15 protein-coding genes are annotated in these 15,353 nt (G+C 69.6%); 10 read left to right on the plus strand and 5 right to left on the minus strand.

The genetic code is table 11. The annotated features are described in order from the left end of the window. The coding region (locus tag A5646_RS23950; protein WP_304441930.1) for a tRNA (cytidine(34)-2'-O)-methyltransferase at nt 1-220 on the plus strand (220 nt) is incomplete at its 5' end. A 30-nt stretch (nt 221-250) separates the two neighbouring features. Continuing rightward, nucleotides 251-592 carry a YciI family protein gene (locus A5646_RS23955; RefSeq protein ID WP_067024686.1) on the plus strand — a complete coding sequence of 114 codons (342 nt, stop codon included), beginning with the start codon at nt 251-253 and terminating at the stop codon, nt 590-592. Here the strand turns inward: A5646_RS23955 and A5646_RS23960 are convergent. Further along, a complete protein-coding gene (locus A5646_RS23960; protein ID WP_066881803.1) occupies nt 570-1,214 on the minus strand; it encodes a nitroreductase family protein in 645 nt (214 codons plus the stop codon). The two genes, A5646_RS23955 and A5646_RS23960, sit on opposite strands and share 23 nt — an antisense overlap. 22 nt (nt 1,215-1,236) lie before the next feature. Here A5646_RS23960 and A5646_RS23965 point away from each other — a divergent pair, with 22 nt between their 5' ends. After that, nucleotides 1,237-1,653, plus strand: coding sequence for a TIGR03667 family PPOX class F420-dependent oxidoreductase (locus tag A5646_RS23965; RefSeq protein WP_066872193.1), 417 nt, complete (start codon nt 1,237-1,239; stop codon nt 1,651-1,653). A gap of 16 nt (nt 1,654-1,669) precedes the next feature. On the opposite strand, the gene A5646_RS23970 is transcribed toward A5646_RS23965, so the two are convergent. Together A5646_RS23970 and A5646_RS23975 are read right to left on the minus strand one after the other, a co-directional pair. After that, the gene (locus A5646_RS23970; RefSeq protein ID WP_066872160.1) at nt 1,670-2,023 is read right to left on the minus strand and encodes a hypothetical protein; all 354 of its coding nucleotides are present in this window, start codon (nt 2,021-2,023) and stop codon (nt 1,670-1,672) included. An 84-nt stretch (nt 2,024-2,107) separates the two neighbouring features. After that, nucleotides 2,108-5,401 carry an error-prone DNA polymerase gene (locus A5646_RS23975; RefSeq protein WP_067024688.1) on the minus strand — a complete coding sequence of 1,098 codons (3,294 nt, stop codon included), beginning with the start codon at nt 5,399-5,401 and terminating at the stop codon, nt 2,108-2,110. A 170-nt stretch (nt 5,402-5,571) separates the two neighbouring features. Here A5646_RS23975 and A5646_RS23980 point away from each other — a divergent pair, with 170 nt between their 5' ends. Further along, on the plus strand, nt 5,572-6,912 hold the full coding sequence (locus A5646_RS23980) for a wax ester/triacylglycerol synthase domain-containing protein (protein WP_067024691.1): 1,341 nt from the start codon (nt 5,572-5,574) through the stop codon (nt 6,910-6,912). A gap of 51 nt (nt 6,913-6,963) precedes the next feature. After that, nucleotides 6,964-8,103: a trehalose-phosphatase gene (gene otsB / locus A5646_RS23985; protein WP_067024694.1), complete on the plus strand. Its 1,140-nt coding sequence runs from the start codon at nt 6,964-6,966 to the stop codon at nt 8,101-8,103. Nucleotides 8,104-8,118: 15 nt separating this feature from the next. On the opposite strand, the gene A5646_RS23990 is transcribed toward otsB, so the two are convergent. Then, complete coding sequence (locus tag A5646_RS23990) at nt 8,119-8,991, minus strand: MaoC family dehydratase (protein WP_067024697.1); 873 nt, start codon at nt 8,989-8,991, stop codon at nt 8,119-8,121. Nucleotides 8,992-9,142: 151 nt separating this feature from the next. Between A5646_RS23990 and A5646_RS23995 the strand changes: the two genes are divergently transcribed. After that, nucleotides 9,143-9,856: a histidine phosphatase family protein gene (locus A5646_RS23995; RefSeq protein WP_067024700.1), complete on the plus strand. Its 714-nt coding sequence runs from the start codon at nt 9,143-9,145 to the stop codon at nt 9,854-9,856. Nucleotides 9,857-9,969: 113 nt separating this feature from the next. Further along, complete coding sequence (locus tag A5646_RS24000) at nt 9,970-11,982, plus strand: SDR family oxidoreductase (RefSeq protein ID WP_067024702.1); 2,013 nt, start codon at nt 9,970-9,972, stop codon at nt 11,980-11,982. Here the strand turns inward: A5646_RS24000 and cmaA1 are convergent, their stop codons facing one another. After that, complete coding sequence (cmaA1, locus tag A5646_RS24005) at nt 11,983-12,870, minus strand: cyclopropane mycolic acid synthase CmaA1 (RefSeq protein WP_066872141.1); 888 nt, start codon at nt 12,868-12,870, stop codon at nt 11,983-11,985. It abuts the gene before it with no gap. Nucleotides 12,871-12,903: 33 nt separating this feature from the next. Here cmaA1 and A5646_RS24010 point away from each other — a divergent pair, with 33 nt between their 5' ends. The 3 genes from A5646_RS24010 to A5646_RS24020 all read left to right on the plus strand — a co-directional run. Continuing rightward, nucleotides 12,904-13,932, plus strand: a complete 1,029-nt coding sequence (locus A5646_RS24010) for a nucleoside hydrolase (protein WP_067024705.1) — start codon at nt 12,904-12,906, stop codon at nt 13,930-13,932. Between the two features lie 3 nt (nt 13,933-13,935). Continuing rightward, the gene (locus tag A5646_RS24015; protein WP_066872135.1) at nt 13,936-14,388 is read left to right on the plus strand and encodes a hypothetical protein; all 453 of its coding nucleotides are present in this window, start codon (nt 13,936-13,938) and stop codon (nt 14,386-14,388) included. 213 nt (nt 14,389-14,601) lie between these two features. Beyond that, nucleotides 14,602-15,353 (plus strand): beta-ketoacyl synthase N-terminal-like domain-containing protein (locus A5646_RS24020; protein WP_304441931.1); only part of this gene is annotated, 752 nt, incomplete at its 3' end.

Consider the following 15,353-nt stretch of genomic DNA (forward strand, 5'->3'; position numbering starts at 1 on the left):
GCCCACCTCGTTCGCCGACGTGCGCTACCGGGCCGGCGACGTGTTGATGTTCGGTCCCGAACCCACCGGGCTGGACGCCGCGACGCTGGCCGACCCGCACATCACCGGGCAGGTGCGCATCCCGATGCTGGCGGGCCGGCGCTCGCTGAACCTGTCCAACGCCGCGGCGATCGCCGTCTACGAAGCCTGGCGGCAACACGGCTACGCCGGGGCCCGATGAGTACTGGGCCCCGCGCGAGTCAGCAGTGATATGGCTACCTTCATCACGATCGGTTACGGAGACGAAGCCGGCTACCGCCGGGCGAGCGACGACTGCAAGCGTGCCGCGCACACGCGCGACGACGAACTGCGTGCGGCCGGCGCACTTGTCGGGATTGCCGGAGAACCCGTTGCCGTGCGCAACCCAGACGGGGCCGGACTGCGGGTCGAGGCCGGGCCGTTTATGAGTTCAGAGCTGCCGATCGCGGGGTTCGCGGTGTTCGAGGCCGATGACCTCGAGGCGGCGATCGAGCGGGTGAGTCAGACGCCCTGCGCGGTCGCGCACGGGGTGGTCGAAGTCTGGCCGCTGGTCACCACGCGTCCCAGTGCGTGACCTGGTCGGCGGGCAGCCGCTTGGCCGGGCGGAAATCGGTGCCCTTGGTGTAGGCGATCGGGAACAGCCCGCCCTGGCTGTAGCGGTCGTTCGGGATGCCCAGGACGTCGGCGACCCGTTGCTCGCCGTCGCCCAGCAGGTGCAGCGTCGTCCAGCACGACCCCAGTCCCCGCGAGCGCAGCGCCAGGCAGAAGCTCCAGACCGCCGGGAACAGCGACGCCCAGAACGACACCCCGCCCAGCGGCGACTTGTCCGGGCGGCCCTCCAGGCACGGGATCAGCAGGACCGGTGCCTCGTGCATGTGCTCGGCGAGGTAGGTCGCGGAATCGCGGACCGCGCCCATCCGCTCGCCCCGCGTGTCGCCTTCGGGGTATTCGGCCCCCGGGGCGCTGAGGTAGCCGCGGGCGTTGGCCAGGTAGACGTCGGCGATCGCCTTCTTCTTCTCGGCGTCCTCGACGAACACCCATTGCCAGCCTTGCGAATTGGAACCGGTGGGCGCCTGCAGCGCCAGTTCGAGGCATTCCGTCAGCACGTCGCGGCCCACCGGCTTGTCGAAGTCGAGACGCTTGCGGACCGAGCGGGTGGTGGTGAGCAGTTCGTCGACGGACAGATTCAGGGTCATGCTTGGAGGTTACATTCGGCTGATGAGCGTCGAACTGACACAAGAGGTTTCCAACAGGCTGCGGTCAGACAACTTCGGCTGGCTGACCACCGTCGCCAAATCGGGTCAGCCGGTTCCCCGGCTGGTCTGGTTCTACTTCGACGGCACCAAGCTGACGGTGTACACGTTGCCGCAGGCCGCCAAGGTCGCCCACGTCAAGGCGCACCCCCAAGTCAGCCTCAACCTTGATTCGGACGGAAGCGGTGGCGGCATCATCGTCATCGGCGGGACGGCCACCATCGATGCCACCGACGTCAATTGCCGGAACGACGAACCGTACTGGGCGAAATACCGTGAGCTTGCCGAGCAATTGGAGTCGAACGAGGGCATGTCGATGGATGCATTCAGCACCCGGCTGGCGATTACCCCGAGCCGGGTCTGGACGACGCCGGGCGGTTAGTCGTCGTCCTGAGAGGTCAGTTTGTGGGTGGGGGCGGCGCATCGCGCGGAATCGCCCCGTCGCAGCCGCCGGGCGGTGGCGGCGCCGGAAGAGGCTCGTCGCCGCTGACGCAGTCGTAATAGAACTGAGGTCCGGTCAACCAGGTTTTCATCCACTGGTGCCAATACGACCCGTCGGGATACTTGTCGCCATCACAGACGGCCAACTTGCCGTAACCCCATCGATCGCCCGGGCAGAAGCCCTTCGTGATGTCCGGCTGGTGCGGGTCGGCCGGCCCGGGCGGGTCGGCGCCGGCGACCGGGGCAGAAAAGACAAGCGCTGCAGCACAACTCAGTATCGCGGCGCCATGGCCCGCAGCCTTGAATCTCATGTTGAAAGTAACGGTGAATCGTTACTGCCGATTCCACGCAACGGGTCATTTACAGCCGATTCCAAGCGATGGCGAGGGTGATTCCTAGCGAAAGTCGCGGGATTTCGAGCCGACCGCCAGGGTGATGCGGCCCAGCCGCTCGGCGACGACGGTGATCGCGCCGCTGGCGTTCTGGACCTGCCCGCGCACCAGCAGCGCCGGCGCCGAGTTCGCCAGCTTGCGATGCCGCGCCCACACCCACGGGGCGCAGAGCACGTTGACCATCCCGGTCTCGTCCTCGAGGTTGATGAACGTGACCCCCTGCGCCGTGCCGGGCCGCTGCCGATGGGTGACCGCGCCGGCGATCAGCACCCGGTCGCCGTCGGGCACCGAGCCCAGCTTCTCAGCGGGCACCACCCCCATCGCGTCCAGGTCGGCCCGCAGGAACTGCGTCGGGTAGCTGTCCGGGGAGACGCCGGTGGCCCACACGTCGGCGGCGGCCAGCTCCAGCTCGCTCATCCCGGGCAGCGCGGGGATGTGCGAGGACGATCCCACCCCGGGCAACCGGCCCGGCCGCTGGGTGGCCGCCGCCCCGGCCGCCCACAACCCCTCGCGCCGGGACATGCCGAAGCAACCAAAAGCCCCGGCCGTCGCCAGCGCCTCGGTCTGCGGCACGCTCAACTGCAGCCGTGCCGTCAGGTCCAGCAGAGAAGCGAACGGGCCGTTGGCTTTTCGCTCCTCGACCAGCCGCTCGGCCAGGTCGTCGCCGATATGGCGGACCGCGCCCAGCCCCAACCGCACCTCGGTTCCGGCGTTCTCCAGCGTGGCGTGCGCCAGGCTGGCGTTGACGCACGCGCCGTGCACCGTCACGCCGTGCCGGCGCGCATCGGCCACCAGCGACTGCGGTGAGTAGAACCCCATCGGCTGGGCGCGCAGCAGCGCCGCGCAGAACGCCGCCGGGTGGTGCAGCTTGAACCACGACGAGTAGAAGACCAGCGACGCGAAGCTCAGCGCATGGCTTTCCGGGAAGCCGAAATTGGCGAAGGCCTCCAGCTTTTCGTAGGTGCGGTCGATCACCTCGTCGCTGGCGCCGTGCAGCGCGCGCATGCCCTCGTAGAATCGGCCGCGCAGCCGTCGCATGCGTTCGGTCGAGCGCTTGGACCCCATGGCGCGGCGCAACTGATCGGCCTCGGCGGCCGAGAAACCCGCGCAGTCGACCGCGAGCTGCATCAGCTGCTCCTGAAAGAGCGGCACTCCCAACGTCTTTCGCAGCGCCGGCTCCATGGACGGGTGGTCGTAGACCACCGGCGCCTCCCCGTTGCGCCGCCGGATGTAGGGATGCACCGACCCGCCCTGGATGGGGCCGGGACGGATCAGCGCGACCTCCACCACCAGGTCGTAGAACACCCGCGGCTTCAGCCGCGGCAGGGTGGCCATCTGCGCGCGTGACTCCACCTGGAACACGCCGACGGAATCGGCGCGGGCCAGCATCTCGTACACCGCCGGCTCGGAGAGGTCGAGGCGGGCCAGGTCCACCTCGATCCCCTTGTGCTCGGCCACCAGGTCGATGGCATAGTGCAGCGCCGACAGCATCCCCAGCCCGAGCAGGTCGAACTTCACCAAACCGATTGCCGCACAGTCGTCTTTGTCCCACTGCAGGACGCTGCGGTTCTCCATGCGCGCCCACTCCACCGGGCACACGTCGGCGATCGGCCGGTCGCAGATCACCATGCCGCCGGAATGAATGCCCATGTGCCGCGGCAGGTTGCGGATCTGGTTCGCCAGGTCGACCACCGGTTCGGGAATGCCCTCGACATCGGGTGCGTCGGCGAGCCCGTTCCAGTGGTTGATCTGCTTGCTCCACGCGTCCTGCTGGCCCTGCGAGAAGCCCAGGGCGCGGGCCATGTCGCGCACCGCGATCTTTCCCCGGTAGGTGATGACGTTGGCGACCTGGGCGGCATAGTCGCGGCCGTATTTGTCGTAGACGTACTGGATGACCTTTTCGCGCTGGTCGGACTCGATGTCCATGTCGATGTCGGGCGGCCCGTCGCGGGCCGGCGACAGGAAGCGCTCGAACAGCAGCTCATTGGCCACCGGGTCGACGGCGGTGACACCGAGGGCGTAACAGACCGCGGAGTTGGCCGCCGATCCTCTCCCCTGGCACAGGATGTTGTTCTCCCGGCAGAACCGGGCGATGTCGTGCACCACCAGGAAGTAACCCGGAAACGTCAGGTGGGCAATGACTTTGAGTTCGTGCTCGATCTGGGCATAGGCGCGCGGCGCCTGCTCGGCCGACCCATAGCGCCGGCGCGCCCCGGCCATGGTCAGCTGCCGCAGCCAGCTGTCCTCGGTGTGCCCGGCGGGCACGTCGAACGGCGGCAGCTGCGGCGCGATGAGCGCCAGCCCGAACGCGCACTGCTCGCCCAGCTCGGCGGCCGCGGTCACCACGTCGGTGCCCCCAAAGGGCACCTGCGCGAACAGCCGGGCCATCTCCTCCCCGGAGCGCAGGTGCGAACCGCCCAGCGGGGCCAGCCACCCGGCGGCCGAATCCAGGGACTCCCGCGCCCGGATGGCGCCCATCGCCATGGCCAGCCGGCGCCGCGACGGCCCCGCGAAATGCGCGCCGGTGGTGGCGACGACGCCCACCCCGAAGCGTGGGGCCAGCGCGGCCAGCGCGGCGTTGCGTTCATCATCGAGCGGTTGACCGTGATGGGTGAGCTCGATGCTGACCCGGTGCGCACCGAAGCGGTCCACCAGGTCGGCCAGCGCCCGTTCGGCCGCGGATGGCCCCCCCTCGGAAAGCGCTTGGCGCACATGGCCTTTGCGACAGCCCGTCAGGATGTGCCAGTGTCCGCCGGCGGCCTCGGTCAGCGCGTCGAAATCGTAACGGGGCTTGCCCTTCTCGCCGCCGGCCAGGTGCGCCGCGGCCAGTTGCCGCGACAACCTCCGGTAACCCTCCGTACCGCGGGCCAGCACCAGCAGGTGCGGGCCGGGCGGGTCCGGCACCTCGGTGCGCGCGCCCGGGCCCAGCGACAGTTCGGCGCCGAACACGGTGCGCATGTCGAGCTCGGCCGCCGCTTCGGCGAACCGCACCGCCCCGTACAGGCCGTCGTGATCGGTGAGCGCCAGGGCGCGCAGGTCCAGCCGGGCCGCCTCCTCGACCAGTTCCTCGGGCGTGCTCGCCCCGTCCAAGAAGCTGAACGCCGAATGCGCATGCAGTTCGGCATAGGCGACGGACGAGCGGGACGCCCGGCCGTCATCCGGCGGCTGATACGTCGCGCGCCGGCGCGACAGCGGGCCGTCGGATTCCGGGCCCGCCGACTCCCCGGCATGGCGCGGCTTGCTGTCGAGCACCCGCTCCATTTCCGCCCAGCTCGGCGGCCCGTTGAACCAGCCCACGGATGCGAGTATATCGAACTGGTGTTCGATTTAACCTCGGCCCGGTACAACCGTTGTTAAACCGATCGTCAACTCCTAAACAAGGTCTTAACGCTGCGGGCACTACCGCGGATCACGAGCTCCACAGATACTGGTACAAGTTCAAAAAAGCGGACACGGCCGGGGGCAGCATGGCGCAGACACTGGACACGGCATTCCTGCAGGCCCACGATCCGGATCAGCACGCCAGCCTGGCGGTCGGGGCGGTCGCCATCGTCGACGGCACCGCGCCCAATTACGAGCGGCTCAAAAGCCTTCTGGCGGAACGTATCCAGCCCATCGCGCGATGCACTCAGCTGCTGCGGGCCCAGCCGCGCAATCAGGAGTGGATCGACTGCCCGGACTTCGACCTGGCCCACCACTTGCGCCGGGTGGCGATTCCCCGCCCGGGCGACGAGGCTGAGCTGTCCCGGGCCATCGCCTACGCGCTGGAACGGCCGCTGGATTCCGACCGGCCACCATGGGAGTGCTGGATCATCGAGGGCCTGACGGGCAACCGGTGGGCGATCCTGATGAAAACCCATCACGGGCTGCTCGACGGCAACCCGGCCGCCCGGCTGATCAGCAGGCTCTGCGACGACGCCGACGCCGATACCTTCGCCAACAATGCCGCGGGCAAGCAGGTTTCGCCATCCACATCCGCCAAACCGGGCTGGGCGGACGCGCTGTGGCGCGCCTCGTTGGCCACCGGCAACCTGACCGGCGCCCTGATCGACGCGCTGTGGCCGGTCGTGCGCACCGACGCGGTGAGCACGCTGCGGCGCTACAGCACCGTGCGGGTGCCGATCGCCGACGTCGACAGCGTCTGCCGCAAGTTCGGGGTGAGCGCCAACGACGTCGCGCTGGCCGCCATCACCGAAGGATTCCGCACGGCGCTGATCGGCCGCGGCGAACAACCGCGGGCCGACTCGCTGCGCGCCCTGGTGCCGCTGCCGGTCCGCTCGGCCATGCTCTCGCACCTGCCGGTCGAACACGACGACCCGGTGCGGCGGTTGCAGACCGTGCACACCCGGTGGCAGGCCAAGCAGGCCGCCCAGCCCCTGGGCATCGCGGAGTCGGTGCTCGGCTTGCTGCCGAAGGTGTTGCGCAGCAATGTCTTACAGCTGCTCTCCCGCGTGCCGCAGCGGGCCATCGTCACGCTGGCCACCAACGTGCCCGGGCCGCGCCGCCGGCTTCGGGTGATGGGCCAGACGCTGGAACGGCTGCTGCCGATCCCCCCGACCGCCACGGCGCTGCACACCGGCGTCGCGGTGCTGAGCTACGGCGACGAACTGGTCTTCGGGATCACCGCCGAACACGGCGACGCGTTCGACGTCAAGCAGCTGGCCGCCGGCATCGAGCTGGGCATGGCGCGCCTGGTGGCCCTCGGCGACGATTCCGTGCTGCTGTTCACCCGCAAGCGTTCCCCGCGCCGGGTCGCCCGCCCGGTACCGCCGACGCATCCGTCGGCGCCGGGGCGCGCCCGGCACTGACCCGGCCCTGACCCGGCCCCGGGGGCGCCGGCCACCGTGAGAAGGTTGGTCATGGGCAAATTGGGGCGGGCCGTCATCGACCCGCGCCGCCATGACGCGGTGCTGTTCGACGCCGACGGCGCGCTCGGCTCGTCGTTGGCCGCGCAACTGCGCGAAATCGGGGTGGGCGCCGCGGTAAGCGCCGACGGCCCGGCGCGGACGGCCGACCGGCTGCGGGTGCGCCCCGGCCGTTGCGTGGTGGTCGCCGGGGACGCCGCGGGCGTCGAGGCCGCGCGCGCCGCCGGGTTCGCGCTGGTGATCGGCCTCGACCCGGCCGCCGGTGCCGCGCTGGAGGATGCCGGGGCCGACGCGGTGGTCGCCGACCTGGACGAGGTCACCGTGCGCACCGGGGACCGCCGGATGTCGCAACTGCCGGATGCGTTGCGGGCCTTGGCCGATGGGCTGGCCTCCCGGCGCCCGGCCGTGTTCTTCGACTTCGACGGCACGCTGTCGGACATCGTCGACGACCCGGATGCGGCGCGGCCCGTCGCCGGGGCCACCGACGCGTTGGAGAAGCTGGCCGCGCGGTGCCCGGTCGCGGTGCTGTCCGGCCGCGACCTGGCCGACGTGGCCAAACGCGTTGGCGTGCCGGGCATCTGGTATGCGGGCAGCCACGGCTTCGAGCTGACCGCCCCCGACGGCACCCACCACCAGAACGAGGCCGCGGCCGCCGCCATCCCGGTGCTCGAGGAGGCGGCCGGGCGGCTGCGCGACGAGCTGGGCGGGATCGCCGGCGTCGTGGTGGAGCACAAGCGATTCGGGGTCGCCGCGCACTACCGCAACGCCGCCCGCGACCGCGTCGGCGAGGTGCTGGCGGCGGTGCGCGCCGCTGGCCGCCGCGACGGGCTTCGGGTCACCACCGGCCGCGAGGTGATCGAGCTGCGCCCAGACCTGGACTGGGACAAGGGCAAAACGCTGCGCTGGGTGATCGATCACCTGCACCGGGCCGGCTCCGGTGCGCTCACGCCGGTCTACCTCGGCGACGACATCACCGACGAGGACGCGTTCGACGCGGTGCGCGCGGACGGCGTGCCGATCCTGGTGCGGCACGGCGACGACGGCGACCGCGCCACCGCCGCGCTGTTCGCGCTCGACAGTCCCGCGCGGGCCGCCGAGTTCACCGACCGGCTGGCCGATCAGCTCAGCGGCTAGCGGCGGTCGCCCCCATCAGGGCGCGGCGTATTCCACCGCGCCGTCGTCGAGCACCACCCGCGCGTCGGCACCGTCGGTTCCGGAGGCCTCGGTGCGGAACACCGCCTTGCCCGGCTCGGTGCGCCAGATCAGCGTGGTCAGCGTCTCGCCGGGGAACACCGGCGAGGTGAAGCGCGAGGCGATCGAGGTGATGTTGGCCGCGACGCCGCCGCCGAGCTCGGCGACCAGCGCGCGACCCGACACCCCGTAGGTGCACAGCCCGTGCAGGATCGGCTTGGGGAAGCCGGCCAGCTCGCGCGCGAACCACGGGTCGCTGTGCAGCGGGTTGCGGTCCCCGGAGAGCCGGTAGATCAGCGCCTGGTCCTCACGGGTGGGCAGCGCGATCCGGGCGTCCGGCTCGCGGTCGGGGAATTCGGGTGCGATCGGTCGCTGACCCGGCATGCCGCCGAAGCCGCCCTCGCCCCGGATGACCAAGGTGGTGAGCGTCTCGGCGATCAACTTCCCGGAATCCGGTTCGGTGCCCCGGCCGCGCAGCACCAGGATCGCGTTCTTACCCTCACCCTTGTCCTGGATGTCGGCGACCTCCGACACCACCGAGAGTTTTCCGGCGGGCGGCAGCGGCGCGTGCAGCCGGATGCTCTGCGATCCGTGTAACAGCATGGCCCAGTTGAACTTTCCGACCAGGCCCGCCGCGCCGAAGGCCGGGCAGCAGATCACCGCGTAGGTCGGCAGCACCTGCTGGTCGATGTCGTGGCTGTTCTCGGTGGTGAATGCCAGGTCGTCGACCCCGGCGCCGACGCCGAGCGCGTAGAGCAGCGTGTCCCGATCGGTCCATTCGAACTGCATGGGTTCGGTGACCGCGCCGACGGCACTCGGATCAATCGCCATGGAAGTCTCCTGATCGTTGGGTAGGGATCCTCGGTCCACTCTGGCATCCGGCGAAACGAGGGCATGATCAAGGCCCTCTCCCCGGGGCGGCGCGGTAACAAAGCAACGCAAACCCTTCCCAGCGGAGCCGTCGACAGGGCAGGCTATCGACATGCCCAAGCGCAGCATGATCCGCAAGGCCGGCGTCGCGCTGGCCGCGCTCACCGCCACGATGATCGTCGCCGGCTGCGGCGGCTCACCGCAGGCGCGGTCCATCACGGTGACGTTCATCCGGCACGCCCAGTCCGAGGCCAACGCCAGCGGCATCATCGACACCGGAGTGCCGGGCCCCGGCCTGACCCCGGAGGGCAAGGGACAGGCCGAACAGGTCGCGCACCAACTCGGCCGCAAGGACTACGACGCCGTCTACGCCTCCACCATGATCCGGACGCAGCAGACCGCCGCTCCGCTGGCCGCCGAACTCGGCAAGCAGGTGGAGGTCTTGCCTGGCATCCAGGAGATCGACGCCGGCTGGTTCAACGGCAAACCGGAGTCGATGGCGAAGTCGACCTACATGCTGGCGCCGGCGAACTGGATCAACGGCGACGTGTCCGACAGCATCCCCGGCTCGGTCAGCGGCAAGGAGTTCAACGACCAGTTCACCGCGGCGATCAACAAGATCTACAACAGCGGGCACCGCAACCCGGTGGTGTTCTCGCACCGGAACTCGATCATGGTGTGGACGCTGCTGAACGCCCAGAACGCCAAGGACAGCCTGATGGACAGCCACCCGATTCCGAACACGGGACGGGTGGTGATCAGCGGGAACCCGATGACCGGCTGGACGCTGGTCGACTGGGACGGGATTCGCGACTTCCACAGCTAGTGGCGATCGCAAGCGCGGCGTAGCCGGGCGCAGCGGGTCGCCACCATCCAGCTAGTCGCAGGCGCACAAGATCGGCAGTTGACGTGCGCGGCTGCCACCGCCACCATGTCTTCATGCGGTATGTCGTTACCGGCGGTACCGGGTTTATTGGTCGCCGCGTCGTGTCTCGCCTTCTGGAATCGGAGCCCGAGGCGCAGGTGTGGGTGCTGGTCCGACGCCAGTCGCTGGGCCGTTTCGAGCGGCTCGCGGCGGCGTGGGGTGAACGGGTGAAACCCCTGGTCGGTGCGCTGCCGGAACTGGATCTGAGCGACGAGGCGCTCGCCGAGCTGGGCCGGGTCGATCACGTCGTGCACTGTGCGGCGATCTACGACATCACCGCCGGCGAACCCGAACAGCGGGCCAGCAACGTCGAGGGCACCCGCGCGGTGATCGCGCTGGCGCAGCGGTTGGACGCGACGTTGCACCACGTGTCGTCGATCGCGGTGGCGGGCGATTTCGCCGGCGAATACACCGAGGACGACTTCGACGTGGGCCAGCAGCTGCCGACGCCCTATCACCAGACCAAGTTCGAGGCCGAGCTGCTGGTGCGCTCGGCGCCGGGTCTGCGTCATCGCATCTACCGCCCCGCGGTGGTGGTGGGCGATTCGCGCACCGGCGAGATGGACAAGGTGGACGGCCCGTACTACTTCTTCGGCGTGCTGGCCAAGTTGGCGGTCCTACCCAAGCTGACCCCGATCCTGCTGCCCGACACCGGCCGCACCAACATCGTGCCGGTGGACTACGTCGTCGACGCGCTGGTCGCGCTGATGCACGCCGACGGCCGCGATCAGCAGACGTTCCACCTGACCGCCGAGAAGACCATCGGCCTGCGTGGCATCTACCGCGGCGTGGCCAAGGCGGCCGGGCTGCCGCCGCTGCGCGGTTCACTGCCCCGTGCGGTGGCCGCCCCCGTGCTCAAGGTGCGCGGGCGCGCCCGGGTGGTGCGCAACATGGCGGCCACCCAGCTCGGCATCCCCGCCGAGGTGCTCGACGTCGTGGACCTGGCGCCCACCTTCGTCAACGAGAAGACACGAGATGCGTTGCGGGACACCGGGATAACTGTTCCCGAGTTCGCCGGCTACGCGCCCAAGCTGTGGCGGTACTGGGCGGAGCACCTCGATCCGGATCGAGCGCGCCGCGACGATCCGCGGGGACCGTTGCAGGGTCGCCACGTCATCATCACCGGGGCGTCCAGTGGCATCGGCCGGGCGGCGGCCATCGCGATCGCCGAGCGGGGCGCCACCGTGTTCGCGCTGGCCCGCAACGGCGCGGCGCTGGATTCGCTGGTCGCCGAGATCCGCGCCAATGGTGGTGCCGCCCATGCCTTTACGTGTGATGTCACCGATTCGGCGTCGGTGGAACACACCGTCAAGGACATCCTGGGCCGGTTCGACCACGTCGACTACCTGGTGAACAACGCCGGCCGGTCCATCCGCCGCTCGGTGGTCAACTCGACCGACCGGCTACACGACTACGAGCGGGTGATGGCGGTCAACTACTTCGGCGCGGTCCGGATGGTGCTGGCGCTGCTACCCCATTGGCGCGAGCGCCGATTCGGCCACGTCGTCAACGTGTCGAGCGCCGGTGTGCAGGCCCGCAATCCCAAGTACAGCTCGTACCTGCCGTCCAAGGCGGCGCTGGACGCGTTCTCCGACGTGGTGGGTTCGGAGGTGCTGTCGGACCACATCACCTTCACCAACATCCATATGCCGTTGGTGCGCACGCCCATGATCGTGCCGTCGCACCGGCTCAACCCGGTGCCGGCGATCAGCCCCGAGCGGGCGGCGGCGATGGTGGTGCGCGGGCTGGTGGAAAAGCCGGCCCGCATCGACACCCCGCTGGGGACGCTCGCCGAGGCCGGCAACTACTTCGCCCCGCGGACGTCGCGGCGGGTCCTGCACCAGCTCTACCTGGGCTATCCCGACTCGGCGGCGGCACGCGGGCTGACCGCCCAACCGGCCCCGGCGGCCGCCGCGCGCGGCCCGCGGCGCAAGCCCAGCCGGCCGGTGCGCGCCGTCACCCGCGGCATCCGCACACCGCGTCCGGTCAAGCGGCTGGTCCGCCTGGTGCCCGGCGTGCACTGGTAGTCACTTCTGCAGCGTGAACTGGTTGACGTCGATGTAGCCGACGCGGAACGCGTCGGCGCAACCGGTCAGGTACTTCATGTACCGCTCGTAGACCTCCTCGGACTGCAGCGCGATGGCCTCGTCCTTGTGCGACTCAAGCCCGGCGGCCCAGATGTCGAGCGTCTTGGCATAGTGCGGCTGCAACGACTGCACGCGGGTCACCGTGAAGCCGTTCGCGGTGGCGCGCTCCTGCACCATCGGGATCGACGGCAGCCGTCCGCCCGGGAAGATCTCGGTGACAATGAATTTGATGAACCGGGCGAACGTGAACGAGATCGGCATGCCGCGCTCGACCATCTCCGTCGGGTGCAGCCCGGTGATGGTGTGCAGCAGCATGATCCCGTCGTCGGGCAGCAGGTCGTGCGCCAGAGTGAAGAACGCGTCGTAGCGTTCGTGCCCGAAGTGCTCGAAGGCGCCGATGCTGACGATCCGGTCGACCGGCTCGTCGAACTGCTCCCAGCCCTGCAGCAGGATCCTGGCCGACCGCGGGCTCTCGGACTTCGCGATCAGCTGTTCGACGTGGTCGGCCTGGTTGCGGCTCAGGGTGAGGCCGACGACGTTGACGTCGTACTTTTCCATCGCCCGCATCATGGTGGCCCCCCACCCGCAGCCCACATCGAGCAACGTCATGCCCGGCTGCAACCCGAGTTTGCCGAGGGCGAGGTCGATCTTGGCGATCTGGGCCTCTTCCAGCGTCATGTCGTCGCGCTCGAAGTACGCGCAGCTGTACGTCTGGGTGGGATCGAGGAATAGCCGGAAGAAGTCGTCCGACAGGTCGTAGTGGGCCTGCACATCGTCGAAGTGCGGCGTTAAATCAGTCCCCTCCGGGGGCTCCGACGTGGTTGGCATTGTGCCAGCCTAGTCGCCGGTATGTTGGAAGCAATGACCTCGCCCGTTTTCGTTGACGTCGACACCGGCGTGGACGATGCGCTGGCGCTGATCTACCTGTTCGCCAGCCCGGACGCCGAAGTGGTCGGCATCGCCTCGACCGGGGGAAACGTTGGGGTGGAACAGGTTTGCGAAAACAATCTCGGCCTGCTGCAGCTGTGCCAACGCACCGGGATACCGGTTTCCAAGGGCTCGCCACAGACCCTGACCGGCCCGATGCGGCTGCCGTCAAAAGTCCACGGCCCCAGGGGATTGGGCTATGCCGACCTGCCGCGGGGCTCGGGCCGGCTCACCGACTATGACTCGGCGAGCGCCTGGGTGCGCGCGGCGCGGGCTTTTCCCGGTGAGCTCATCGGGGTGGCGACCGCCCCCTTGACCAACTTGGCGCTGGCGCTGCGCGCCGAACCCGAGCTGCCGACGCTGCTGCGCCGGCTGGTAATCATGGGCGGGTCCTACGACCACCGGGGCAACACCACGGCGGTGGCCGAGTGGAACATCAGCGTCGATCCCGAGGCGGCGGCCGAGGTGCTGGCGGCGTGGCGCCCCGAAACCGTTGGGCAACAGCGGCTTCCGATCCTGTGCGGTCTCGACCTGACCCGCAAGGTCGCGTTGACGCCGGATCACCTCGCGCGGCTGGCCGCGGCCGCGGGGGCGATGACGACGCGGCTGAGCGAAGCCGACGAGCCCGGCACCCGGTCGGGCGCGTCCAACCCGCTGATCCGGGTGATCGAGGACGCGGCGCGGTTCTACCTGGAGGCCTATCACGAACTCGGCCACGGGTATCAGGCACACATGCACGATCCGTTGGCCGCCGCCGTCGCGCTGGACCCCGAACTGGTCAGCACGCGTGCGGCGACGGTGGACATCGAGCTGACCGGGACCCTGACCCGCGCCATGACGGTGACCGATTGGTCGGATCGTCGAGAACCCAACGCGCTGATCGGCATTGACGTCGACGCGGCGGCGTTCTTCGATCGGTTCATCGAACGGGTGGGGCCGTTCGCACGGCAGTTGGGGGGTTGACCGATGAAGATTCGCGCGATCGAACTGATCCGGGCGGGATGGGGTGCGGTGCTGCTGGCCGCCCCCGCTGAGGTGCTCGATCACATCCACGGGGTGCAGGTCGACCGCAAGGCGCTCGTCGTCACCCGGATCCTGGGCGCCCGCCATCTGACCCAGGCGGCCCTGTCGGGAGTCAACCCCGGCCCGGAGGTGCTGGCGGCCGGGGTCTGGGTCGACGTCGTGCACTCGGCGACCGCGCTCGGCCTGGCGGTCCTCGACCGCCGCCGCGCCCGCGGCGGGGTCACCGACGCCGCCGTCGCGGCGACCTGGGCGGCGCTCGGCTGGCGGCATCTGCGCGCCGGACGGGCCAGGACAGACGGCGTCCGGGGCCGCGACCGGCTGGCCCGCACCGTGGTGGGCGCCCTGCCCGGCGGCGGCGGGCTGATGGCGCGGGCGCAGGCGGTGCGCGCCCAATAGCGGGCGGATCCCGCCCGGGCCAACGCGGCCGTCAAACGAAGAACCACCAGCTGATGGCGCCTTTTGCGGTCAAGAATCCCGGCTTACGCCGTGTCTCGTTGCCCCAAGTTTTTGATGTTGGGACAATGGAAGTTCGTACTTGACGAATTGGTGGGGAGTGGGGCTCGACGTCCAGCGTCATCGGCTCTCATCAAGTGAAAGGTTTTGCGAGTCATGACGGAGCTGGTTACCGGGAAAACGCTGCCGAACGTGGTCGTCACTGGCGTCGCCATGACGACCGCGTTGGCTACTGACGCCGAGAGCACCTGGAAGCTGTTGCTGGACAGCCAAAGCGGTATCCGCAAACTCGAGGATTCGTTCGTCGAGGAGTTCGACCTGCCGGTGCGCATCGGCGGACACCTGCTGGAGGAATTCGACGGCGGCCTGACGCGCGCCGAACGCCACCGAATGGGCTACCTGCAGCGGATGTCGACCGTGCTGAGCCGGCGGGCCTGGGAGAACGCCGGCTCACCCGAGGTCGATCCCAACCGGCTGATGGTGTCCATCGGCACCGGCCTGGGGTCGGCCGAGCAGATCGTGTTCAGCTATGACGACCTGCGGGCCCGTGGCATCAAGGGGGTCTCGCCGCTGGCGGTGTCGAAGTACATGCCCGACGGCGCGGCCGTCGCGGTGAGCCTGGAGCGGCACGCCAGGGCCGGGGTGATCACGCCGGTGTCGGCGTGCGCGTCGGGTTCCGAGGGGGTGGCCCAGGCCTGGCGCAACGTCGTCTTCGGTGAGGCCGACGTCGCCATCTGCGGTGGCGTCGAGGTCAGGATCGAGGCGGTCGCGATAGCGGCGTTCGCCCAGATGCGCATCGTGATGTCGACCAAGAACGACGACCCGGTAGGGGCCTGTCGCCCGTTCGACCGCGACCGCACCGGATTCGTCTTCGGCGAGGCCGGCGCGCTGATGGTCATCGAAACCGA

Origin of the sequence: Mycobacterium sp. 1245499.0 (assembly GCF_001673615.1) — a bacterium.
GTDB lineage: Bacteria > Actinomycetota > Actinomycetes > Mycobacteriales > Mycobacteriaceae > Mycobacterium > Mycobacterium europaeum_A.

Excerpts from the sequence above, each read along its gene's own strand:
- A5646_RS23955 (WP_067024686.1), top strand. The coding sequence starts at position 251 with ATGGCTACCTTCATCACGATCGGTTACGGAGACGAAGCCGGCTACCGC.
- A5646_RS23960 (WP_066881803.1), bottom strand. The coding sequence starts at position 1,214 with ATGACCCTGAATCTGTCCGTCGACGAACTGCTCACCACCACCCGCTCG.
- A5646_RS23965 (WP_066872193.1), top strand. The coding sequence starts at position 1,237 with ATGAGCGTCGAACTGACACAAGAGGTTTCCAACAGGCTGCGGTCAGAC.
- A5646_RS23970 (WP_066872160.1), bottom strand. The coding sequence starts at position 2,023 with ATGAGATTCAAGGCTGCGGGCCATGGCGCCGCGATACTGAGTTGTGCT.
- A5646_RS23980 (WP_067024691.1), top strand. The coding sequence starts at position 5,572 with ATGGCGCAGACACTGGACACGGCATTCCTGCAGGCCCACGATCCGGAT.
- otsB (WP_067024694.1), top strand. The coding sequence starts at position 6,964 with ATGGGCAAATTGGGGCGGGCCGTCATCGACCCGCGCCGCCATGACGCG.
- A5646_RS23990 (WP_067024697.1), bottom strand. The coding sequence starts at position 8,991 with ATGGCGATTGATCCGAGTGCCGTCGGCGCGGTCACCGAACCCATGCAG.
- A5646_RS23995 (WP_067024700.1), top strand. The coding sequence starts at position 9,143 with ATGCCCAAGCGCAGCATGATCCGCAAGGCCGGCGTCGCGCTGGCCGCG.
- A5646_RS24000 (WP_067024702.1), top strand. The coding sequence starts at position 9,970 with ATGCGGTATGTCGTTACCGGCGGTACCGGGTTTATTGGTCGCCGCGTC.
- cmaA1 (WP_066872141.1), bottom strand. The coding sequence starts at position 12,870 with ATGCCAACCACGTCGGAGCCCCCGGAGGGGACTGATTTAACGCCGCAC.
- A5646_RS24010 (WP_067024705.1), top strand. The coding sequence starts at position 12,904 with ATGACCTCGCCCGTTTTCGTTGACGTCGACACCGGCGTGGACGATGCG.
- A5646_RS24015 (WP_066872135.1), top strand. The coding sequence starts at position 13,936 with ATGAAGATTCGCGCGATCGAACTGATCCGGGCGGGATGGGGTGCGGTG.